Here is a 21136-nt window from a genome sequence, read left to right as displayed (position 1 = left end):
AGAGGAGCGTTCTGTAAGCCTGTGAAGGTGAGTTGAGAAGCTTGCTGGAGGTATCAGAAGTGCGAATGCTGACATGAGTAACGACAATGGGTGTGAAAAACACCCACGCCGAAAGACCAAGGTTTCCTGCGCAACGTTAATCGACGCAGGGTTAGTCGGTCCCTAAGGCGAGGCTGAAAAGCGTAGTCGATGGAAAACAGGTTAATATTCCTGTACTTCTGGTTATTGCGATGGAGGGACGGAGAAGGCTAGGCCAGCTTGGCGTTGGTTGTCCAAGTTTAAGGTGGTAGGCTGAGATCTTAGGTAAATCCGGGATCTTAAGGCCGAGAGCTGATGACGAGTTACCCTTTGGGTGACGAAGTGGTTGATGCCATGCTTCCAAGAAAAGCTTCTAAGCTTCAGGTAACCAGGAACCGTACCCCAAACCGACACAGGTGGTTGGGTAGAGAATACCAAGGCGCTTGAGAGAACTCGGGTGAAGGAACTAGGCAAAATGGCACCGTAACTTCGGGAGAAGGTGCGCCGGTGAGGGTGAAGGACTTGCTCCGTAAGCTCATGCCGGTCGAAGATACCAGGCCGCTGCGACTGTTTATTAAAAACACAGCACTCTGCAAACACGAAAGTGGACGTATAGGGTGTGACGCCTGCCCGGTGCCGGAAGGTTAATTGATGGGGTTAGCTAACGCGAAGCTCTTGATCGAAGCCCCGGTAAACGGCGGCCGTAACTATAACGGTCCTAAGGTAGCGAAATTCCTTGTCGGGTAAGTTCCGACCTGCACGAATGGCGTAACGATGGCGGCGCTGTCTCCACCCGAGACTCAGTGAAATTGAAATCGCTGTGAAGATGCAGTGTATCCGCGGCTAGACGGAAAGACCCCGTGAACCTTTACTATAGCTTTGCACTGGACTTTGAATTTGCTTGTGTAGGATAGGTGGGAGGCTTTGAAGCGTGGACGCCAGTTCGCGTGGAGCCATCCTTGAAATACCACCCTGGCAACTTTGAGGTTCTAACTCAGGTCCGTTATCCGGATCGAGGACAGTGTATGGTGGGTAGTTTGACTGGGGCGGTCTCCTCCTAAAGAGTAACGGAGGAGTACGAAGGTGCGCTCAGACCGGTCGGAAATCGGTCGTAGAGTATAAAGGCAAAAGCGCGCTTGACTGCGAGACAGACACGTCGAGCAGGTACGAAAGTAGGTCTTAGTGATCCGGTGGTTCTGTATGGAAGGGCCATCGCTCAACGGATAAAAGGTACTCCGGGGATAACAGGCTGATACCGCCCAAGAGTTCATATCGACGGCGGTGTTTGGCACCTCGATGTCGGCTCATCACATCCTGGGGCTGAAGCCGGTCCCAAGGGTATGGCTGTTCGCCATTTAAAGTGGTACGCGAGCTGGGTTTAGAACGTCGTGAGACAGTTCGGTCCCTATCTGCCGTGGACGTTTGAGATTTGAGAGGGGCTGCTCCTAGTACGAGAGGACCGGAGTGGACGAACCTCTGGTGTTCCGGTTGTCACGCCAGTGGCATTGCCGGGTAGCTATGTTCGGGAAAGATAACCGCTGAAAGCATCTAAGCGGGAAACTTGCCTCAAGATGAGATCTCACTGGAACCTTGAGTTCCCTGAAGGGCCGTCGAAGACTACGACGTTGATAGGTTGGGTGTGTAAGCGCTGTGAGGCGTTGAGCTAACCAATACTAATTGCCCGTGAGGCTTGACCATATAACACCCAAGCAATTTGCTGACCTGAAAAGGCACCAGATTGCGGTGTGTGAAGACGAAACGAACCGAAAGTTCGACTGCACTTAAAAAAGCAGCACAAAACACCGAAAGCCATCACATACCCAATTTGCTGAAGCGAGGCCACTTGGCCACGACTCAGTACCCGAATTTCTTGACGACCATAGAGCGTTGGAACCACCTGATCCCATCCCGAACTCAGCAGTGAAACGATGCATCGCCGATGGTAGTGTGGGGTTTCCCCATGTGAGAGTAGGTCATCGTCAAGATTAAATTCCGAAACCCCAATTGCGAAAGCAATTGGGGTTTTGTTTTGCCCGCAGGAAAAGTTTTTTGCTCGCGACCGCGAACAAATTTGCACAGTTATTTTCGAATCAGAACACTAGAATAGCCCCACCTTATTCGGAGCCAGAGCCTTTATGTCAGAGTCGGTTGACGCCCCAGGGCTGTCAGATTTACCGCTGGAAGACTTGGTGGCCTGTCACGAGTGCGACCTGCTGATGCGCAAGCCCACACTTGCCCATGGCGAGAAAGCGCTGTGCCCACGCTGCGGTTACGAGTTGTATGCCCACCGCCATAACGTGGTGCAGCGCAGCCTTGCCTTGGTGATTGCAGCATTGCTGCTGTACATCCCGGCAAACTTTTTGCCCATCATGCAGCTCAATATCCTCGGACAGTCTTCGCAGGATACGGTCTGGAGCGGCGTGCTCGGCTTGTTCAATACGGACATGCAGGGCGTTTCGATCGTCGTATTCCTGTGCAGCATGGCCATTCCGCTGTTGAAGTTGCTGTGCCAGTTGTTTGTCTTGCTAACGATCCGCTTCGATATCGGTCGCAGTTACGGTTTGCTGCTTTACCGTATTTATCACCACCTCAAAGACTGGGGAATGCTTGAGGTCTACCTCATGGGCGTACTGGTGGCGATCGTCAAACTGGCGGACATGGCAGCCATCACCGCTGGCCTTGGCCTCGCGTGTTTTATTGGATTGTTGTTGGTACAGGTATGGCTGGAGGTGGTTATGTCACCGCATCAGATCTGGCAGGCGTTATCAGGGGAAGATGCTCATGCGGGCGATTGATGCGGGCATTCTGGTCTGTACCGAATGTCATGAGTTGAACAGGCAGGAAGCGGACACCGACGAGCAAACCTGCACCCGCTGTGGTGCATTGGTCCACGCTCGCAGGCCGAACAGCCTTACCCGCACCTGGGCACTGCTGATCACGGCAGCGATTATCTATATTCCGGCCAATGTCTTGCCGATCATGACTGTCAGTTCTTTGGGGCAGGGTGATCCGAGCACGATCATGTCCGGGGTGATCCAATTGGTGCAGCACGGCATGATTCCGATTGCTGCGGTGGTGTTTATTGCCAGCATTCTGGTGCCGACCTTCAAACTTGTCGGTATCGCGCTGCTGCTGTTTTCAGTACAACGACGTCAGCCGTTGTCCGCTCGTCAGCGCATCTGGATGTACCGTTTCATCGAGTTCATCGGCCGCTGGTCGATGCTCGATATTTTTGTGATCGCCATTCTCGTGGCGGTCGTCAACTTCGGCCGGCTTGCCAGTGTCGAAGCCAATCTTGGCGCCATCGCCTTCGCCAGTGTGGTGATTCTGACGATGCTCGCCGCAGTAACTTTCGATCCCCGACTGATTTGGGATAACACGGAGTCGGACGACGACCATGACTGATTTGCCCGTAGCGAAAACCCGACCGGCCTCGAACTGGTCTGCCATTTGGGTACTGCCTCTGATCGCGCTGATCATCGGTGGCTGGCTCGGCTGGCGTGCCTATTCCGAAACCGGTATCGAAGTTCAGATCCGTTTTGAAAGTGGCGAAGGCATCCAGGCCAACAAGACCGAGGTCATGTACAAAGGCATGCCGGTCGGTAAGGTCAAGGCGCTCAAGCTCGACGATGAAGGCAACTCAAAAGGTGTGATCGCCACCGTTGAGATGAACAAGGACGTCGAGCAATACCTCAAGACCAGCACGCGCTTCTGGCTGGTCAAACCGAGCGTGACCCTGGCCGGTATCACCGGTCTGGAAACCCTGGTTTCCGGTAACTACGTCGCCATCAGCCCTGGCGAAGGCGAGCCCGTGCGCAAGTTCAAAGCACTGGCCGAAGAGCCGCCGTTGTCGGACGCCAAGCCCGGTCTGCACCTGACCATCAAGGCTGATCGTCTCGGATCACTGAACCGTGGCAGCCCCGTGTTCTACAAGCAGATCAAAGTCGGCCAGATCAAAAGCTACCTGCTCTCGGAAGACCAGAGTACCGTCGAGCTCAAGGTTTTCATCGAGCCGACCTACGCCAAACTGGTGCGCAAACACACGCGTTTCTGGAATGCCAGCGGCATCAGCATCGACGCCAACCTGTCCGGGGTGAAAGTGCGCAGCGAATCGCTGGCCAGCATCGTCGCCGGTGGCATTGCCTTCGCTACGCCGGAGAACCGCAAGGATAGTCCACCGACCGATCCGAGCCTGCCTTTCCGTCTCTACGAAGACTTCGATGCCGCTGCTGCCGGCATTCGTGTGAAGGTCAAACTCAGCGACTTCGAAGGCCTGCAGGCTGGCCGTACGCCGGTGATGTACAAAGGCATTCAGGTCGGCAACCTGAAAGCGCTGAAGGTCGATGCGGATCTGAACAGCGCCACTGCCGAGCTGACTCTTGATCCGTTGGCCGAAGACTATCTGGTCGATGGCACGCAGTTCTGGGTGGTCAAACCATCGATTTCGCTGGCAGGCATCACCGGTCTGGAAGCCTTGGTGAAAGGTAACTACATCGCTGTGCGTCCGGGTGATAAAGGCGCGCCGCCGAAACGCGAGTTCGAGGCACGGCCAAAAGCGCCGCCGCTGGATCTGCGTTCGCCGGGTCTGCATCTGGTGTTGTTCACCGACACCCTTGGCTCGATCGATGTCGGCAGCCCGATTCTGTACAAACAGGTCAAGGTCGGTTCGGTGCAGAGCTATCAGTTCTCCAAGACCCGCAAGCAACTGGTGATCGGTGTACACATCGAGAAGGAATACGAAAACCTGGTCAACGCCTCGACGCGTTTCTGGAACGTCAGCGGTGTCACGCTGACCGGCGGGTTGACCGGTGGGATTCAAGTGAAGAGCGAATCGCTGCAGACCCTGATGGCCGGCGGTATCGCTTTCGAAACGCCGCAAGCCAAGGCACCGCTGCAGAAACGCATTCCGCGCTTCCGTCTGTTCGCCAATCACGATGACGCTAACCAGAAGGGCGCCGTAGTGACGATCAAGGTCGATCGCGCTGATGGTTTGCGCAGCGGCACGCCGGTTCGCTTCAAGGGTCTGGATGTCGGCAAGATCGAAAGTGTTGATCTGACTGACGATCTGCAATCGGTCATCCTCACGGCGCGCATCACTGAAGTGCCGGAGAAGATCGCCCGGGTTGGTAGCCAGTTCTGGGTGGTAAAACCTGAGTTGGGCTTGATCAAGACTGCCAATCTGGAAACTCTCGTGACCGGGCAGTACATCGAAGTGCAACCAGCGGCGAAGAACCTCGGCCCGCAGAAAAACTTCGTTGCCCTGGCCAGTGCGCCGGAAGTCACCAAGCAAGAGGCGGGTCTGAGTCTGGTACTGAGCGCTGCCCGTCGTGGTTCGCTGAAGCCGGGTGTGCCAGTCACCTACCGCGAAATTACTGTGGGTAAGGTCACCGGTTATGAACTGGGCCAGACCGCTGATCGCGTGTTGGTGCACATTTTGATCGAGCCGAAATACGCGCCACTGGTGCGCAGTGGCAGTCGTTTCTGGAACACCAGCGGTGTCGGTTTCGATATCGGTTTGTTCAACGGGCTGACGGTACGCACCGAGTCGCTGGAGACGGCGATTCAGGGTGGCATCGCCTTCGCCACGCCGGATGGCGAGCGTATGGGCAACCCGGCGCGACCTGAGCAGACGTTCCCGTTGTTCGACAAGTTTGAGGATGAGTGGCTGACGTGGGCGCCGAAGATTTCGCTCGGTAAGTAATCAGGGAACTGATGTGGCGTCTGTCAGGACGCCTCGCGAGCAGGCTCGCTCCCACAGTGGATGAGCGGTGTACACAAAAATTGTGTTCGACGCTAATCCCTGTGGGAGTGAGCCTGCTCGCGATAGGGCCCGCAAAATCAACACAAACCCCAAGCCATAAAAAAGGGCCGCGATCCCATCAGATCGCGGCCCTTTTTTTGCCTTCAGTTAATGCCGATCAAACCGCATCCAGCTCCGGTTCATCTGCTTCAACATTGACCGTTGCCTTCACCACATCATGGCGGCGGATGTACTTCCAGTCCGCCTCATCAATGTAGATCCCCGCCGGGCCGCTGCCTCCTTCGAGGTCGATCGCGACACTGGCGCAAACCTGCGGCTTCACACTCGCCAGAATCGGTACAAAACCCAGTTGCAGGCTGGTTTCCAGCAGCGCAGCCTGGTTCTTCTCGTCGATGTCTGCGGCCTCGTCGAGGTAGTACGGCAGACGCACGCGACCGGCCTGGTCGCGATCCATCAAGTGCAGCAACAAGTACATGTTGGTCAGCGCCTTGATGGTCATGGTCGTGCCGTTGGACGCCGCGCCATCGATGTCGGTGTGAATAACCGGTTGACCGTTGACCTTGGTGATCTCGAACGCCAGTTCGAACAAGTCCTTGAGACCGAGCTGGTTGTGGTTTGCCGCCACCAGCCGCGCCAGATATTCCTTGGCCTCTTCGTTCTTGTTGTCCTGTTCGGCGCTCTGGCTCAGGTCGAACACCGACAGAGTTTCGCCTTCTTCGTACTGACCGGCGCTGTGGATGATCTGGTCGATGTGCTTGAGGGCTTCCTTGTTCGGCGCGAGGACGATACGGAAGCTCTGCAGGTTGGACACCTGACGTTTGTTGATCTCGCGGTTGAACAGCGCCAGTTGGTGCTCGAGGCTGTCGTAGTCGCTGCGGATGTTGCGCAGGGTCCGGGCGATGTCGGTGACCGCCGCGCGACGGGCCTTGCCCAGTGTCAGCGCTTCATCGGTACGGTGCGCGTAAGCGTTGATCAGCAACGACAGGCGGCGCTCCATGTCGTCTTCGCTGTCGAACTTGGCCACGCCTTTCAGACGCACCTGCGCGTACAGCGCTTCGATCTGACCGTCAGCGCGCAGCAGGCCTTGCCAGCTGTCCTGATAGTCGTTTAGCAGCGGCAGCAGGTTGTCCATCGAGTCGTCGACCGGATCCATGAACGGCGTACCGAACGGCAGATCTGCCGGCAACAACTGACGACGACGCAACGCATCGTCGAGCGTGCGTTGCTTGGCTTCCATATCGGCGATCTGGCGGCCGACCAGTTGCAGCTTGGCCGACAGTTGCTGGACACGCTCGGTGAAGGCGTCGCTGGAGCGCTTGAGTTCGTCCTGCGCGCCTTCCATCTGCGCCAGTTGCTCGAGCTTGTCGCTTTCTTCAGCGCTCAAAGTCTGCGTGCGGCGGAAATCTTCCAGAGCTTTCTGCGCGTCCAGCACTTGCTGGTACAGCGCTTCGGTCTGGGTCTTGCTCGCGGCGCGGTCGGCGGCCACGGCCTGCTGGGTTTTCAGTTGCTTGAGTTCTTTTTCCAGACGCTCTTTCTGGTCGCGCAGTGCAGCACGGTCGGCCAGCGCTTGCAGCGCCGGCGGCTCGATGTGCGAGATGTCGATGGACAAGCCCGGCACTTCAAAACGCTCACCCTTGAAGCCATCGAGAATCAGCTCAACCGATTTGACCCACTCGCCGTCGTCGTCGAGGGTGATGCCGTGTTCGCCCAGCGGCAGGCTGAACAATGCGCTGTTGAACAGACGCATCAAGCGCTCGACGTCCTGTTGCGAGAACTCTTCACGCAGGCGGGCGTAGCTGTTGTTGTCGGCGTGGTCGAGTTGCTGCTTCACCGACTTCAGGCGTTTTTCCAGATCGCGTACGCGCTCCTCCAGATCTTCCGCACTGAACTGACGGGATTGCGCCAAGGCGCCGGCCAATTCGTCGTGAGCGTCTTTGGCAGCGAGCAATTGTTGCTCGAGCACTTTGACGTCATCGACCAGGGCGAAGCGATTCTTCAGTACCGACAATTCGCCGAGCCAGCGCTGGATGCCGGAGATTTCCCGCTCCAGACGCATCAGTTCCTGCGTGCCGCCGCGCTGATCGTTTTGCAGACTGTCCTGCTCACCACGGTAATGGTCGGCCTGAATCGTCAGCTCTTCCTTGCGCGCACTGGCGTAGTCCGACCAGGTGCCGAGCAGCGAGTCGAGCAGCGGCGACAGGCGATGCAGTTTGCCGCGCAGCACGTCGCGCTGTTTCACGCCGTTGGCCAAGGCCTCAACCAACGGGCCGGCAGCGACCAGCGAGTTGTAGTCCTGTTCCATTCGACGTACATCGCGGAAGGCTTCTTCGCACGCGGCGATGTAATCGACGCTGCCGGAGCGCAGGCTGTGTTCGAAGGCATCGAGGAACAACTGCTTGAGCTTGGCCGCGGTGATTTCGCGCATGTGCAGCAGGTTGATGAACAGCGCGCGGAAGGTCTTCAGGCTCTGTTCGCTGGTGGAGCGCAGCGGAATCAAAGTCAGGTCGAGCGGAATCGACGTATGACCGCCCACCAGCAAGCGACGCAGTTCATCAGGCTTGAGTTCGTAGGCTTTCAGGCCTTCTTTCTCAAGGTTGCTGAACAGCTCTTTCTGGCGCAGGCAGGTGTCGTTTTTCTGGTAATGCGCCAGATCGAGCTTGCCGGCGTAAGCGAAGAACTGGTGACCGAAACCACCGCCCGGGCCACGACCAACCACGCCGATCACGTGCGGGCCATGGGGCAGATTCACTTCAACGAGGATGTAGCTGGTGTCGGAAGCGAAGTAGAAGCGCCGCGATTGTTCCAGGCTGTATTTGCCGAAACTCATGTCCGACATGCGCGCCAGAATCGGGAACTGCAAGGCGTTGATCGACGCCGATTTACCGAGGTTGTTCGCGCCGTAAACCGACAGCGGTTCTTCCAGCGGGAACAGACCGAGGCTGTAACCGGCGGTGTTCAAAAGGGCAAAGCGGCGGATGCCGTAGCGTTCCTGGCTCATGCGTCGGACTCCTGTTCTTCGGCAATGGCGCGCGCCAGTGCGTCTTCTTCGCTCTCTTCTTCAAACTCTGAGAGATCGAGCGGATCGTCGGTTTCGAGGAATTTGGCTTCCGCCGCTTCGTCGATCAGCACTGGTGCCGGCAGCGGCAGAACGCTGTGCACGCTGGCTGCCAGATCGCGGTCCTGCTGCACCGACAGGCACACGTCGAGGAAACGGTGCATCGGCGGCAGAAAGCGATAAACGCCGTTTTCTTCGCTGGCAAAACCGAGTTGAGTCATGCGGCGCATGATCTTTTCTTCGAGTTCTTCAACGGTCTGCACTTCGGCCTGAATGAACAGATCGCGGTATTTCTCCAGCAGCGACGGCAACTCTTCGCGGCCGAGGCTGCCGCCATCGAGCACGGCAATCGGATCGCGACCCTGATCGGCCAGATGCTCGACGAGGATGAAGGTAAACAGCGCCAGACGCTGGGCAGTCTTGTTCACCGCCGCAGCGGCCATGTCCGGCACGAAGTAGTAGAAACCACGGGTGTCGCAGACCAGTTCAAAACCCAGCGCTTTGAACAGCGTGCGGTATTGATCCTGGAAATTCGACAATTGCGCGTACAGCTCCGGGTCGCGGCGGCTGACGTGGTAACCCTTGAACAGCTCGCGGAAGATCGGCGCGAGTTGCGACAGTTCGGAAAGATCAAGATGCATTGGGGATGCTCGCAGAATTCTCGGAGGCAGAGTCGCTGGCCGAGAGCAGGGCGAAGGAGCGCAGGCTGACCTGGTGCTCGTGAGTGTGGTATTCGCGGCGTTCCAGACGCTCGCGCTTGAAGCGTTTTTCCCGCGACAGGCGCGAGAACCAGTAGAGCAATTCGTCGGTGGCGCCGTCCGGTTCCTGTTCCAGCAGCCAGGTCATCAGATCCGGCATCGGCAGGGCTTCTTCGCAACGGTCGACCATCTCGCGCACGGTGCGTGGCGCGCGTGGTGCTTCGCCTTTTTGCGTTTTGTGCGCTTTCGGGAAGCGCGCCGGTTTCGGCTCGAAACGCGCCAGTGCATAGACGTAGGCTTCGACCTGACTGGCGCTGCCGAGGAAGGTGCTTTGCGGGCGGGTGAACAGCGGCATCGCCGCTTGCGGCACGGCGTCGATGCCTTTGCGGCGGATCGCCGCCAAAGCCAACGCGGCGCCACGGGTCACGGCATTGTGCCGGCGCGCTTCTTCGCGCAGCGGCAGCAGCAGTTCGCGGGCATGACGCAAAGTCAGTTGGGCGCTGGTCTGCATTTCGAGGATGCGTGCGTGGGTGCGCAGCAGCATGTCGTCATCGACCAGATGGCCGAGGCGCTGCTGTTCGCTGAGCATTTTCAGCAGCACGGTTTCGACCTTGCGCACGCCTTGTTCGAAGGCGCCGTCGGCGTTGACCAGATCGATCATCGGCTCGACGTATTCGTCCCAGGTCGCCAGTACTTCAGCGTAACGCTGACGCAGCGGAATCTGTCGATCGCTGGTCTTCGCCCGCTCGGCGACGGCCACCAAGGCCTGTTCGTCGTTGTCGAGCTTCTTCAGCACATCGCGCACGCGCATGTCGAGCAGGCGCAGCTGGCGGGCAAGGTCGTGGCCATCGCGGACTTCGAACGCGTCCTGGATGTAACCGGCCAGACGCTCGAGGTGGCGCAGATAGGCTTCGATTTCCAGGCACAGGCCCAGTCGGTGTTCACGCCGCAGATACGCGAGGAAGTCGTGAATCTGCGCGTTCAGCTCGAAACGGTTCGGGCTTTTCGCCACCGGAATCAGGATATCGAGGCGAATCCACACATCGAGCAGGCTGGTGATGTCCTGCGGCGTGCTGTCCAGTTGTTGGGCGGCCAGTTGCGAGCGCAGTTCGTTGAGGCTCAATGTGCCTTGGTCGAAGTGCTCACACAGTGGCTCAAGCAGTGCCCAGTGTTCAGCGAGGGCGCGCAAGACGCGCTTGGGTTCGATCATCGGAATGCCCGGCTGGTTGGCAATGAAAAGCGGCGATTGTACTGCATCACGAAGGATGCGATTCACTCTCGGGACGGGCTGTCGCATTCTTTGTATAAAGAGCGTGGGTAAAGCGCCTCGTGAAAGAGTATCGATCTACAACGGGCGATCTTGAACGAAGGGCGGTAGAATCAGCGCACTTCAGTTATCCACAAGTGGCCGACCTTTGCTAATCGAGTCCCGCCGCCGCGCCTATTTGAACGCCATGCAGGTGGTCAACTGGCTGCCGCGCACCGAATTGCCCTTCGCCGCACCCTCGCGGCCCGAGCTGCTGGACATGCCCGAGCCCGAGGTAGAGGCGCCGGTGATGCTTGCGCCTGCGGTGGAAACGCCCGCGCAGCCTGCCGTTCGTCCGGTCGAACGGCCGAAGATCGAAGTGCCGCGTCCGTCGTTGGCCAGCACTCGCACGGGTGCCAAACCAGTGGACGTGGTCGACGACACACCTGTCGTCGCCAAACCCGTGCCAGTACCGCCACCGCGTTTTGCATTGCAACTTTTGCGCGCCGGGCGTTGCCTGCTGCTGGTCGAGTTACCCACAGGCGAACCGTTCCAGTCCCGCGATCCCGCCTATCTGTTACTCAAAGACATGCTGCGCGCCGCCGGTCTGCCGGATGCGCCGCAAATTGTCGGCGAGCCGGTGCGCTGGCCGTGGCTCAATCGCGGCACGATGGATCAGGGCCCGGACGCGGCGCGTGACTTTGTGCAGGGATTCCTTTCCGTGCAAATGGAAGCCGCTCCGTGTGCCTGCCTGTGGCTGATCGGCCTGCCGGCGGTGCGTTTTGCCGGTGAAGCGGATGCCGAAGCGTTCAATCGTGAATTGCAGATCGAAGGTCTGGGTTCGGCCTGGGCCATTCCCGGTCTGGAATTGTTAATGGAAGAGCCACAGCGCAAGGCCGCTGTGTGGCAAGCCATGCGTCGGCTAATGGCGCGCTGGAAAGAATCGAATGAGTGACGCTGTATCGTTCCGCCCGATGACCGAGGCGGATCTGGAAACCGTGCTGAAAATCGAGTACGCCGCTTACAGTCATCCATGGACTCGGGGGATTTTTCTCGACGGGCTGGGCAAGTACCAGATCTGGCTGATGTTCGAAGGTGAGCAGCAGGTTGGGCACGGCGTGGTGCAGATCATTCTGGATGAGGCGCACCTGCTCAATATCACCGTCAAACCGGAGAATCAGGGGCGTGGTCTGGGGCTGACGTTGCTCGAGCATCTGATGTCGCGGGCCTATGCGGCTTCTGCGCGGGAATGTTTTCTGGAAGTGCGTGACAGCAATACGGGCGCGTTCAAGTTGTATGAGCGTTATGGCTTTAACGAGATTGGCCGGCGTCGGGATTATTATCCGGCGGTGGGTGGGCGTGAAGATGCGGTGGTCATGGCCTGCACCCTGGTTGACTGATCGCCTTTAAAAGCTTCGCGAGCAGGCTCGCTCCCACATTGGACTCAGGGCGTTCAACAATTTGTGCGCAACCCGAAACCCCTGTGGGAGCGAGCCTGCTCGCGAAAGCGTCCTACCAGGCAGCGACGATCAGCGGTTGCCATCCAGCGGATCGCGCCGCGCCAGTTCCGCCTCATCCAGCCCATTGCCACCGCCAATGTCATCTTCATCGACAATGCTCAGATCCCAATCGGCCTGATTGCCTTCCCCGGCCTCTTCGGCATCCCGCGCGCCATCTTCATGAATCAGTGTTTCCGGGCTCAGATCATCGTCGGTGGGTTCATGGTCAGCGGTCGATGCGCCGGTCAATCCGGCCTCACGCACCCGCTCACGCGGCATCAACTGCTCACGTTCACGCTCCGGGATCTCATCACCGATTTTCGCGCTGGGTTGGTCTCCATCGAAATCCAGCTCATGCACCGAACCCATGCGGTCTTCGTTATCATCGATGGGCTCCGGTTGCACTGCATCGTAAGGGCGTCGTGAATCAGTCATGGCAATTCCTCATACTGTGGGCCTTACTTAGGTGGACTCACCGGGCACACGAGAATTCCAATGAAATCACTTGCGGTTCTGGCGTGACCCCGACGGGCGGTCGTCTGTCATACCAGCGCATCTTTCTTGAGGCCTTACAGCATGCATGACTTACAAGACCTGATTGATAACAACGAGCGTTGGGCTGACGCGATCACCAAGGAAGACCCGGATTTCTTCGCCAAACTGGCGCGCCAGCAAACGCCGGAATATCTGTGGATCGGCTGCTCCGATGCGCGAGTGCCGGCCAACGAGATCGTCGGCATGCTGCCGGGCGATCTGTTCGTCCACCGTAACGTCGCCAACGTGGTGCTGCACACCGACCTCAACTGCCTGTCGGTGATCCAGTACGCAGTGGACGTGCTCAAGGTCAAACACATCCTCGTCACCGGCCACTACGGTTGCGGTGGTGTGCGCGCGTCGATGCAGGACCGGCAGTTCGGCCTGATCGATGGCTGGCTGCGTTCGATCCGCGATCTGTACTACGAAAAGCGCGAGGAACTAGCCAAGTTGCCGACCGAAGAAGAGCAGGTTGATCGCATGTGCGAACTCAACGTGATCCAGCAAGTGGCCAACGTCGCCCACACCAGCATCATCCAGAACGCCTGGCATCGCGGGCAGAGCCTGTCGATACACGGTTGCATCTACGGCATCAAGGATGGCCGCTGGAAAAGTCTCAACACCACCATCAGTGGTTTCGAGCAGTTGCCGCCGCAGTATCGTCTGCGTCCGGTTGGCGCGGTATAACTCAGCTTCCAGCGGACCTTTCAGCGCGACCCTGAATGCCGCCAGCGCTGTAGAAAGTGCTGACCTTCGAGGGTGGGTGGTTCGTCGTAGCCGGTGATCCACCCACGGCAGCGTGGCGAACCGCAACCGCAGGCAAACTGGTGCAGCAGTTTGTCTTCAGTGGCGGTGTAGTCCATGGTCAACCGTTCGCCGCTGTGGATATCTTTCAACGCCCACAACCATAACTCGCTCATGTCGAGAAACACGTTGGGGTCGCACGCGTGTTCGATCAATCCGCAAAAGCGCGGATCGTAGATGTGGATGCCCGTCAGCAATTGTCGGGTCTGGCGGCAGCGATACGGCAGTAATTGCCCGGACACCCGGCACATCCGGTGGGTGTGCAGGAACTCGCGCCGCGCGGCGACCGCCGTAGGGGCGCCGTATCCATCCTGAAGGATTTCGAAATCGGCGCAGGCCGGAAACCCCAGGCGCACGGGCAAGCCGGCGAAGGGGTAGATGCCTTCGGTATCGCGCGGAGCAGAGTGCGCCATGGCGTGGATGTTCATAACAGTCCTTGTCGCAAGGCTTTTGCGACTTCCTTGGGTTGACGTCCTGTCACTACTGCGATGTCGGTACTTGGATCCAATCGTGTCTTATTAGGTATAGCTGGTCTACTGTCAGATCTGACAGGCGATATAGACGCTTTCCCGCGTCAGCATTGGCTGACACGGGAATGTCACAAGCAATTACAGGTGTGGGGCGGGAATAGCGGCGGCCGGCAGCGGCGCTTTCAATTGCTTCAGTTGCGATTTGATCGCAGTGGTTGTGCACTTGGCAGCGGCCTGCTCCGGGGTCAGATTGCGGATCGAGGTGTAGAACAGTTCGCAGGTTTTGCCTTTCTGCGTGACCTGCCATGTCTGCGTGCAACGGGTGAGGGTGGTCTGTGGATTGCTGCCCGGTTTGCTGCCCATCCCGGCCTGCCAGCAGGCGGCGCTCAGATCCTGGCCCATCACTTTCAGACCCGCAGCATCAGCCTTGGCCTGGGCATCGTCGCCGGTATAGCTCTTCGGGTCAGCGGCGTACCAGATGTAACTCGGGTGGTTCGAACCCAGCACCGGCACTTTCACACCTTCGCTCGGGCTGATGGTCGCCAGCCCCAAGACATTCACGGTTGGCCCGTATTGCTGCTTGATCCAGTTACGCACCGGCGCGCCGAACGCGACCATCGGCAACGTCGTGCCGCTGGTGGTCTGGCTGAACTGCTTGACCAGTGTGGTCTGGTAATCCTTGAAGTAGTCATAGACGCCTTCCAGATCGCTACCGGCGTTGGACGGCGCAGCGATCGGGGCAATGTCGATGATGGTCTGGAAGGCCGGCGTCTGCTCGGCAGGAATGCCATTGTCAGTCAGCAGAGTTGCCCAGCGATCGGTGGTGTTCGAACGCAGATAATCCTGTGCCTGGGTCAGCGAGTAATCCGGCGGGAAGTGCAGCAGCTCGACACTTTTACGGTTTTCCAGGGCCATGCCCAGTGGCAGGAACAGATACCAGCTGTAGGCCCATTTGCCGTCAGCGTTGAGCTTGCTGGCACCGGCGTAGGCCAGATCACCCGCGTCCAGTAGCGCCGACAGGGGCTTGTCGTAATCCTTCGGCACGCCGGTGATTTCGGCGTAGAGCTGACCGTTGTCGGTTTTTACCAGCACCTTGGCATCGGCATAACCATCGCGTTGCACGCTCTGGCTCAAGTAATGGGTGACGGTCTGTTCCAGCGTCCAGTTGCGGAAGCAGATGACGTTGCAGTTGTTGGGGTAGGCGAAGAGGCGGGTGACGCGTTCGGTGCTGCCCAGTTTCAGATCGACATCGGCGTGGGCGGCCGCGCTCAGTGTAAGTGCGGCGAGTGTGAGTCCTGCGAGTTTGAACATGCTCAGATCCTTTTCAGCGTGGGTTCCCCCGCGTATCGGGGGCGCCTCATAGTGGATCAGCCGCGTTTGACAGAGAAGCCGTCATCGGCAGATTTTTGCGCAAACTCACAGGGCTGGTTTTCACGCCGGAAAATGCAAGGCGTTGGTCAAATCGCCCATGGGTTTCTGACCCTGGGCAATCATCGCCTCGTCCCGTTGTTTGAGGCCGTCGAGGGTCTCCAACTGGAAGACACGGGTGATCAACCGCAGGATCGACGCGGTGTCGTAGACCGTATGATCCACCGTGCCCCTGCGTGCAAACGGCGACACTACCAGCGCCGGCACGCGTGAACCAGGCCCCCACCGATCGCCCTTGGGCGGCGCGACGTGATCCCACCAGCCGCCGTTCTCGTCGACCGTGACGATTACCACCATGTTTTGCCACTGCGGGCTTTCACGCAGCACTTTCAGCGCGCGCACGATGTGTCGATCCCCGGAAGCCACATCGGCATAACCGGCGTGCATGTTCAGGTTGCCCTGAGGTTTGTAGAAACTCACCGCCGGCAACTTACCCGCCTCGGCATCGGCGAAGAACTTGTTGCTGCTCGATTCATCACCCAAGCCAGCATCACGCAGACGCTTGTTGCGCTCGTCGGGGTTCTCCGGACCTTGCTGCTTGAAGTAGTTGAACGGCTGATGGTGATACTGGAAGTTGGGGATTTTCGGAATGCCGCCGGAATCCTTGTACTGATCCAGCGTCGCCTGCCACGCGCCGGCATACCACGCCCAATCGATGTGCTTTTTCGACAGCTTGTCGCCGATATGCTCGTGGGTCTGCGGCACCATGACGTTGGGCAGATCCGCTTTGGAATACGCCGGGCGCTCCGGATCGCGAATCCACGTCGGCCAGTAGGGCGGGGCGAGGGTGTTGACGCCGAAGCCGTCCGGGGTCAGCGCACTCGGGCCGAACTGCGGCGGGCCGGTCATCGCGCTGGCCGGCGATGCGTCCAGCGGCTTGAGGCGCGGATCGGCCGGATCATCGCTTTGCAGCGCGGCGATCTGCGACTTGGCCACCGAATTGGCTGCGTCCGGATAGAACGGCGCGGTGGCGCTGATCAGGTATTGGTGATTGAGGAACGAGCCACCGAAGGCGCCCTGGAAGAAGTTGTCGCACAGCACGAACTCCTGAGCGACATCCCACAGGCGCAGGGAATAGCGGCTCTGCGCGTAGTGGCCCATGGTCAAGCCGCCGGAGTCGGCCCAGGCGACGAAGCCATCGTTCTTGCCGCCATTGATCTGCATCTGGTTCTGATAGAACACGTGCCACAAATCGCGGGTCACCAGGCCGAATGGCAAGTCCTCGCCATTCGGGCCTTTAAGGGCGAACGGTGCATTGGGCAGGTTTTCCTGAAATTGCGTGGCGCTGGGGTAGGTCACGCCATCGAGGGTTTGCGGGCCGATCTGCAGGACACCGCCCCAGACGGGCGGCAGGGTTTGCAGCAGCGCGCCGTCGCGATCGCGTTGTTGATAGTCGCCGGGCTTGAGCGCCGACATAGGCTTTTCGACGCCGGGGAAATCACCGAACAGGTTGTTGAAACTGCGGTTCTCGGCGTAGATCACCACCACGGTTTTCACTTGATCGCGCAGGGCCTTGTCCAGCTCGGCTGGCGTCAGTGGGCGCTCCACCGGTTTGCCCGGCTTATCGCCCGCGCTGCCACAGCCGGCCAGTGTTGCACCGACACCCAGTACCGCAACGCCGCCGAGGAAGCGGCGGCGACTGGTGTCAACGGAGTTATTGGAATCAGTGGAGGGTGCGTCGGTGCCGTCTGTGTCGTCGCTCATGTCTCAGCCCGCTTTGCTTAAATGTTTCAGTATGTTTCGGGCGGACGCTAGCAAGGGGAGATGACGGTTGGGTTACAAATGGAGCGGTGTCTAGCGTCCTTTGGCACTGCTAGACTGCTGCATTAATGAATCTGGTTACGGTGATCCATGAAGCCTTCCACTGCTCTTGATTTGCAACGCGTTGCCATCCGTGAGGTTGTCGGAAGATTTCGTGTGGCCAATCCCCGTGTATTTGGCTCCGCCGCACTTGGGACTGATCTGGAAGGCAGTGATCTGGATTTGTTGGTCGATCCACTTCCCGGTACCACCTTGTTCGATCTCGGTGGGCTGCAAGTGGAGCTCGAGGACCTGTTAGGCGTGACTGTCGATCTGCTGACACCAGGAGATCTACCGCTGAAGTTTCGGCAGCAGGTTCTGGATCAGGCTCGTCCCGTATGATAGAAAACCGGCTTGGCGATTACCTTGAACATATGCGGCAGGCCGCCAGTGATGCGTTGATATTTGTCGAAGGCCTGAATAAGGAAGAGTTCGCCGAAGACAAGCGAACGCAGCAAGCAGTCATTATGAGTCTGGTCATCATTGGCGAGGCGGCTACCAAGGTGATGGATCGTTATCCTGAGTTCACTGCTCAAAACCCGCAAATTCCATGGCGGAGCATGCGCGGAATGCGTAATCGAATCGCTCATGGCTACTTCGATATCAATCTGGATGTAGTGTGGGAAACGGTTCAGGTCGCTTTGCCCGAGCTATTAACGGTACTCCCTACCGAACAGAACTGATCGCACCTGCACTAAGGCAGGTGCAACCTCTTCAAATTACGGCATCACCGGCGGTGTATACGCCAATGTCGTCCCCAGCGCCCACAGCAACAGCAGCACCAGCGGCGTGTGCACCAGCAATTGCACGAACGAGAAACCGATCAGATCCCGCGCCTTCAGTCCGAGTACGCCCAGCAGCGGCAGCATGTAGAACGGGTTGATCAGGTTTGGCAGCGCTTCGGCCGCGTTGTAGATCTGCACCGCCCAGCCGAGGTGATACTGCAGATCATTGGCGACTTGCATCACATACGGCGCCTCGATGATCCACTTGCCGCCACCCGATGGAATGAAGAAGCCGAGAATCGCCGAGTACACGCCCATCAGCAGTGCATAGGTGTCGTGGGAGGCGATGCTGACGAAGAAGGTCGAGATGTGGTGCGCCAGGGTCTGCGCATCGGCGCCTTTGACCGTGGTCATCAGCGCGGCAATCGAGCCGTACAGCGGGAACTGGATCAACACGCCGGTGGTGGTCGGCACCGCACGGGCCACGGCATCGAGGAAGCTGCGCGGGCGCCAGTGCAGCAGTGCGCCGAGCATGATGAATAGAAAGTTGTAAGTGTTCAGCCCGGAGATCGCGGTGATCGCCGGTTTGCTCGAAAACTCATGGAACAGCCATCCCGCCGCGAGCAGCACCAGCACAATGATCAGCAGCGGACTGTGTTCCAGCCATTCACCGGGCCGCGTACGCGGTTGCAGCGGAGGCAGGTTGAAGGCCGGGTCGATGCCGCAGGCCTTGGCATCGCGCGCCGAGTTCGGCCCGGGTGCGGTGGCGTAGGCGATGATGATCGAGATCACGATCAGCGCCAGCAGCATCACGCCGGACTGCCAGAGGAAAATCGTTTCGGTGAACGGAATCACTCCGGTGATCGACAGGATCGATGGCGGCAGGCTGCCGGGGTTAGCCTGCAACTGCGCGGCCGACGACGACAGGCCCAACGCCCACACCGCACCAAGGCCCAGATAGGCAGCGGCGCCGGCGGCGCGGTAATCCATTTTCAGATCGGTGCGGCGGGCGAGGGCGCGGACCAGCAAACCGCCGAACACCAGCGACAGGCCCCAGTTGAGCAGGGACGCGACCATCGAGATCAGCGCCACCCACGCTACAGCGGAGCGGCCGTTTTTCGGGATGCGTGCCAACCGGTCAATCAGTTTCACGGCCGGTGGCGAGCTGGCGACCACGTAGCCGCCGATCACCACGAAAGCCATTTGCATGGTGAACGGAATCAGACTCCAGAACCCGTCACCGAAGGCCATCGCCGCATCGGTAGGTTTGGCGCCCATGGCCAGCGTGGCCAAAGCAACGATGATCACCGCCAGCGCGGCGAACACCCAGGAGTCGGGAAACCAGCGTTCGGCGAAACTTGAACAGCGCAGGGCAAAGCGTGCGGAGCGGCTATCTTCGATATCAACGGCCACAGGGAGTACCTCGGATTTTTATGGTTATTGTGGTCCGCGGGAACGCTCGCCGATCTCGACAACACAGAGATCCCTGTGGGAGCGAGCCTGCTCGCGAAGAGGTCGGTACATTCAACATTGAGGTTGCCTGAACCGCTTTCGCGAGCAGGCTCGCTCCCACATGGGGTTCACTGTGGTTGATCGGTGCTGGCGTCGGCCCGCTGGACAGGCATTAACAGTAATTCAACTATCGATGCTTTGTGAGCAGGTTTTGCAAAACCGGGACTATGGTCTAACGGGTTGTCCATCCGCGCATTTGCGTAGACCATGGGCGCCTTGGTTTTTTGCCTGTTTCCGAGTTCTTTGCCATGACTGCCCAATCCCCGGCCAAACCCGCGCCGTTCAGCCGTTCCGACTACAAGACCCTCGGCCTTGCGGCCCTTGGCGGCGCGCTGGAAATCTACGATTTCATCATCTTCGTCTTCTTCGCCCTGACCCTCAGCCAGCTGTTCTTCCCGCCGGAAATGCCCGAATGGCTGCGTCTGCTGCAAAGCTTCGGGATTTTCGTCACCGGTTACCTGGCGCGGCCGCTGGGCGGGATCCTGATGGCGCATTTCGCTGACAAACTCGGACGCAAAAAAGTCTTCAGCCTGAGCATCCTGATGATGGCGCTGCCGTGCCTGCTGATCGGGATCATGCCGACCTATGCGCAGATTGGCTACTTCGCGCCGCTGCTGTTGCTGGCGTTGCGCATCCTCCAGGGCGCGGCGGTCGGTGGTGAGGTGCCGAGTGCCTGGGTGTTTGTCGCCGAGCACGCGCCGGCCGGCCATCGTGGTTACGCCCTGGGCTTTTTGCAGGCCGGGCTGACCTTCGGTTACCTGATCGGCGCGTTGACTGCGACGTTTCTCGCACAAGTCTTCACCCCGGCGGAAATCCTCGATTACGCCTGGCGCTACCCGTTCCTGCTCGGTGGCGTGTTTGGCGTGATTGGCGTTTACCTGCGCCGCTGGCTGAGCGAAACCCCGGTGTTCATGGCCATGGAAGCGCAGCGTGAAGCGCGGGTCGAACTGCCGTTGCGCACAGTACTGCGTGAACATCGATTGGCGATGTTGCCGGCGATGTTGCTGACCTGCGTATTGACCTCGGCAGTGGTGGTGTTCGTAGTGATCACCCCGACCATGATGCAGAAAACCTTCGGCATGACCGCCAGCCACACCTTCGCCCTCAGTGCATTGGGCATCGTGTTTCTCAATATAGGCTGCGTGATTGCCGGATTGCTGGTCGACCGAATTGGCGCGTGGCGCACGGTCATGCTGTATAGCCTGCTGCTGCCATTGGGCGTCGGCGTGCTTTACGGTTGTTTGATCAGCGCTGGTGATTGGGTCGGCGTCGCCTACGCCTTGGCCGGTCTCGCGTGCGGTGTTGTCGGCGCAGTGCCGTCGGTGATGGTCGGGTTGTTCCCGGCGCGTATTCGCGTGTCAGGCATTTCCTTCACCTACAACATTGCCTACGCCGCATGGGCCAGTATCACACCGCTGCTGCTGATTGGTCTGATGCCATGGAGCCCATGGATCTGCGTGATGTTCTGCGCGGTGATGGGTGTGGTGGGCCTCCTGACCGCGGCGTATTTCGGCTCGCGGATGCCGCGCACGGGACCCTGCCAGGTGGCGGGAACTGCCTGACTCGGTAGCTTGGAACTATTTTTG

General features: G+C 59.0%; 17 protein-coding genes and 2 rRNA genes (1 of these 19 cut by a window edge). 11 read left to right on the top strand and 8 right to left on the bottom strand.

From position 1 onward, the window contains the following. The 5 genes from HU718_RS25830 to HU718_RS25810 all read left to right on the top strand — a co-directional run. Positions 1-1716, top strand: a 23S ribosomal RNA gene (locus HU718_RS25830); it begins 1178 nt to the left of the window's first position. Between the two features lie 171 nt (positions 1717-1887). Beyond that, a 5S ribosomal RNA gene (gene rrf / locus HU718_RS25825) occupies positions 1888-2003 on the top strand. Positions 2004-2153: 150 nt separating this feature from the next. Then, positions 2154-2813: a paraquat-inducible protein A gene (locus HU718_RS25820; protein ID WP_102901097.1), complete on the top strand. Its 660-nt coding sequence runs from the start codon at positions 2154-2156 to the stop codon at positions 2811-2813. Continuing rightward, positions 2800-3423 (top strand): paraquat-inducible protein A, encoded by a 624-nt coding sequence (locus HU718_RS25815; protein ID WP_095050584.1) that lies wholly within the window; start codon positions 2800-2802, stop codon positions 3421-3423. Before HU718_RS25820 ends, HU718_RS25815 begins: the two co-directional genes overlap by 14 nt. Next, complete coding sequence (locus HU718_RS25810; protein WP_186616446.1) at positions 3416-5719, top strand: PqiB family protein; 2304 nt, start codon at positions 3416-3418, stop codon at positions 5717-5719. The genes HU718_RS25815 and HU718_RS25810 overlap by 8 nt, the downstream gene beginning before the upstream one ends. A 217-nt stretch (positions 5720-5936) precedes the next feature. On the opposite strand, the gene mksF is transcribed toward HU718_RS25810, so the two are convergent. Genes mksF through mksB form a run of 3 tightly spaced genes read right to left on the bottom strand, consistent with a single transcriptional unit; the run spans position 5937 to position 10742 of the window. Continuing rightward, complete coding sequence (gene mksF, locus HU718_RS25805) at positions 5937-8777, bottom strand: Mks condensin complex protein MksF (RefSeq protein WP_102901100.1); 2841 nt, start codon at positions 8775-8777, stop codon at positions 5937-5939. Next, the gene (gene mksE / locus HU718_RS25800; protein ID WP_007912968.1) at positions 8774-9475 is read right to left on the bottom strand and encodes an Mks condensin complex protein MksE; all 702 of its coding nucleotides are present in this window, start codon (positions 9473-9475) and stop codon (positions 8774-8776) included. The genes mksF and mksE overlap by 4 nt, the downstream gene beginning before the upstream one ends. Beyond that, positions 9465-10742 carry an Mks condensin complex protein MksB gene (gene mksB, locus HU718_RS25795; protein WP_176470127.1) on the bottom strand — a complete coding sequence of 426 codons (1278 nt, stop codon included), beginning with the start codon at positions 10740-10742 and terminating at the stop codon, positions 9465-9467. Before mksB ends, mksE begins: the two co-directional genes overlap by 11 nt. A gap of 244 nt (positions 10743-10986) precedes the next feature. Between mksB and HU718_RS25790 the strand changes: the two genes are divergently transcribed. Then, positions 10987-11733, top strand: a complete 747-nt coding sequence (locus HU718_RS25790; RefSeq protein WP_186616475.1) for an energy transducer TonB — start codon at positions 10987-10989, stop codon at positions 11731-11733. Then, the gene (gene rimI / locus HU718_RS25785; RefSeq protein WP_007912963.1) at positions 11726-12178 is read left to right on the top strand and encodes a ribosomal protein S18-alanine N-acetyltransferase; all 453 of its coding nucleotides are present in this window, start codon (positions 11726-11728) and stop codon (positions 12176-12178) included. The genes HU718_RS25790 and rimI overlap by 8 nt, the downstream gene beginning before the upstream one ends. 129 nt (positions 12179-12307) lie before the next feature. Here rimI and HU718_RS25780 read toward each other — a convergent pair whose 3' ends face one another. Next, positions 12308-12712 carry a serine kinase/phosphatase gene (locus tag HU718_RS25780; RefSeq protein ID WP_110721199.1) on the bottom strand — a complete coding sequence of 135 codons (405 nt, stop codon included), beginning with the start codon at positions 12710-12712 and terminating at the stop codon, positions 12308-12310. A 141-nt stretch (positions 12713-12853) separates the two neighbouring features. On the opposite strand from HU718_RS25780, the gene can reads away from it, so the two are divergent. Further along, entirely contained in the window at positions 12854-13498 is a 645-nt protein-coding gene (can, locus tag HU718_RS25775; RefSeq protein WP_064120416.1) for a carbonate dehydratase, read from the top strand. Positions 13499-13518: 20 nt separating this feature from the next. Here the strand turns inward: can and HU718_RS25770 are convergent, their stop codons facing one another. From HU718_RS25770 to HU718_RS25760, 3 genes are all read right to left on the bottom strand, one after another. Continuing rightward, a complete protein-coding gene (locus HU718_RS25770) occupies positions 13519-14043 on the bottom strand; it encodes an SET domain-containing protein-lysine N-methyltransferase (protein ID WP_110721198.1) in 525 nt (174 codons plus the stop codon). 180 nt (positions 14044-14223) lie between these two features. Next, on the bottom strand, positions 14224-15396 hold the full coding sequence (locus HU718_RS25765) for a hypothetical protein (protein ID WP_186616447.1): 1173 nt from the start codon (positions 15394-15396) through the stop codon (positions 14224-14226). Positions 15397-15516: 120 nt separating this feature from the next. Further along, positions 15517-17217, bottom strand: coding sequence for an acid phosphatase (locus HU718_RS25760; protein ID WP_186616448.1), 1701 nt, complete (start codon positions 17215-17217; stop codon positions 15517-15519). Positions 17218-17364: 147 nt separating this feature from the next. Here HU718_RS25760 and HU718_RS25755 point away from each other — a divergent pair, with 147 nt between their 5' ends. After that, complete coding sequence (locus tag HU718_RS25755) at positions 17365-17655, top strand: nucleotidyltransferase family protein (RefSeq protein WP_026000487.1); 291 nt, start codon at positions 17365-17367, stop codon at positions 17653-17655. Then, complete coding sequence (locus HU718_RS25750) at positions 17652-17996, top strand: HepT-like ribonuclease domain-containing protein (protein ID WP_186616449.1); 345 nt, start codon at positions 17652-17654, stop codon at positions 17994-17996. Before HU718_RS25755 ends, HU718_RS25750 begins: the two co-directional genes overlap by 4 nt. Positions 17997-18032: 36 nt before the next feature. Here HU718_RS25750 and HU718_RS25745 read toward each other — a convergent pair whose 3' ends face one another. After that, the gene (locus tag HU718_RS25745) at positions 18033-19451 is read right to left on the bottom strand and encodes a short-chain fatty acid transporter (protein WP_186616450.1); all 1419 of its coding nucleotides are present in this window, start codon (positions 19449-19451) and stop codon (positions 18033-18035) included. Positions 19452-19798: 347 nt separating this feature from the next. Here HU718_RS25745 and HU718_RS25740 point away from each other — a divergent pair, with 347 nt between their 5' ends. After that, entirely contained in the window at positions 19799-21112 is a 1314-nt protein-coding gene (locus tag HU718_RS25740; RefSeq protein WP_150707638.1) for an MFS transporter, read from the top strand. Positions 21113-21136 lie beyond the last annotated feature (24 nt).

The sequence above is a fragment of the Pseudomonas tensinigenes genome, assembly GCF_014268445.2.
GTDB classification, from domain to species: Bacteria; Pseudomonadota; Gammaproteobacteria; order Pseudomonadales; family Pseudomonadaceae; genus Aquipseudomonas; species Aquipseudomonas tensinigenes.
The sequence above is the reverse complement of the archived record's forward strand: the minus strand, read 5'-3'. Positions and strand labels throughout refer to the sequence as shown.

Excerpts from the sequence above, each read along its gene's own strand:
- HU718_RS25760 (WP_186616448.1), bottom strand. The coding sequence starts at position 17,217 with ATGAGCGACGACACAGACGGCACCGACGCACCCTCCACTGATTCCAAT.
- HU718_RS25790 (WP_186616475.1), top strand. The coding sequence starts at position 10,987 with ATGCAGGTGGTCAACTGGCTGCCGCGCACCGAATTGCCCTTCGCCGCA.
- rimI (WP_007912963.1), top strand. The coding sequence starts at position 11,726 with ATGAGTGACGCTGTATCGTTCCGCCCGATGACCGAGGCGGATCTGGAA.
- HU718_RS25820 (WP_102901097.1), top strand. The coding sequence starts at position 2,154 with ATGTCAGAGTCGGTTGACGCCCCAGGGCTGTCAGATTTACCGCTGGAA.
- HU718_RS25755 (WP_026000487.1), top strand. The coding sequence starts at position 17,365 with ATGAAGCCTTCCACTGCTCTTGATTTGCAACGCGTTGCCATCCGTGAG.
- HU718_RS25740 (WP_150707638.1), top strand. The coding sequence starts at position 19,799 with ATGACTGCCCAATCCCCGGCCAAACCCGCGCCGTTCAGCCGTTCCGAC.
- HU718_RS25750 (WP_186616449.1), top strand. The coding sequence starts at position 17,652 with ATGATAGAAAACCGGCTTGGCGATTACCTTGAACATATGCGGCAGGCC.
- HU718_RS25815 (WP_095050584.1), top strand. The coding sequence starts at position 2,800 with ATGCGGGCGATTGATGCGGGCATTCTGGTCTGTACCGAATGTCATGAG.
- mksB (WP_176470127.1), bottom strand. The coding sequence starts at position 10,742 with ATGATCGAACCCAAGCGCGTCTTGCGCGCCCTCGCTGAACACTGGGCA.
- mksE (WP_007912968.1), bottom strand. The coding sequence starts at position 9,475 with ATGCATCTTGATCTTTCCGAACTGTCGCAACTCGCGCCGATCTTCCGC.
- can (WP_064120416.1), top strand. The coding sequence starts at position 12,854 with ATGCATGACTTACAAGACCTGATTGATAACAACGAGCGTTGGGCTGAC.
- HU718_RS25765 (WP_186616447.1), bottom strand. The coding sequence starts at position 15,396 with ATGTTCAAACTCGCAGGACTCACACTCGCCGCACTTACACTGAGCGCG.
- HU718_RS25810 (WP_186616446.1), top strand. The coding sequence starts at position 3,416 with ATGACTGATTTGCCCGTAGCGAAAACCCGACCGGCCTCGAACTGGTCT.
- HU718_RS25770 (WP_110721198.1), bottom strand. The coding sequence starts at position 14,043 with ATGAACATCCACGCCATGGCGCACTCTGCTCCGCGCGATACCGAAGGC.
- mksF (WP_102901100.1), bottom strand. The coding sequence starts at position 8,777 with ATGAGCCAGGAACGCTACGGCATCCGCCGCTTTGCCCTTTTGAACACC.
- HU718_RS25780 (WP_110721199.1), bottom strand. The coding sequence starts at position 12,712 with ATGACTGATTCACGACGCCCTTACGATGCAGTGCAACCGGAGCCCATC.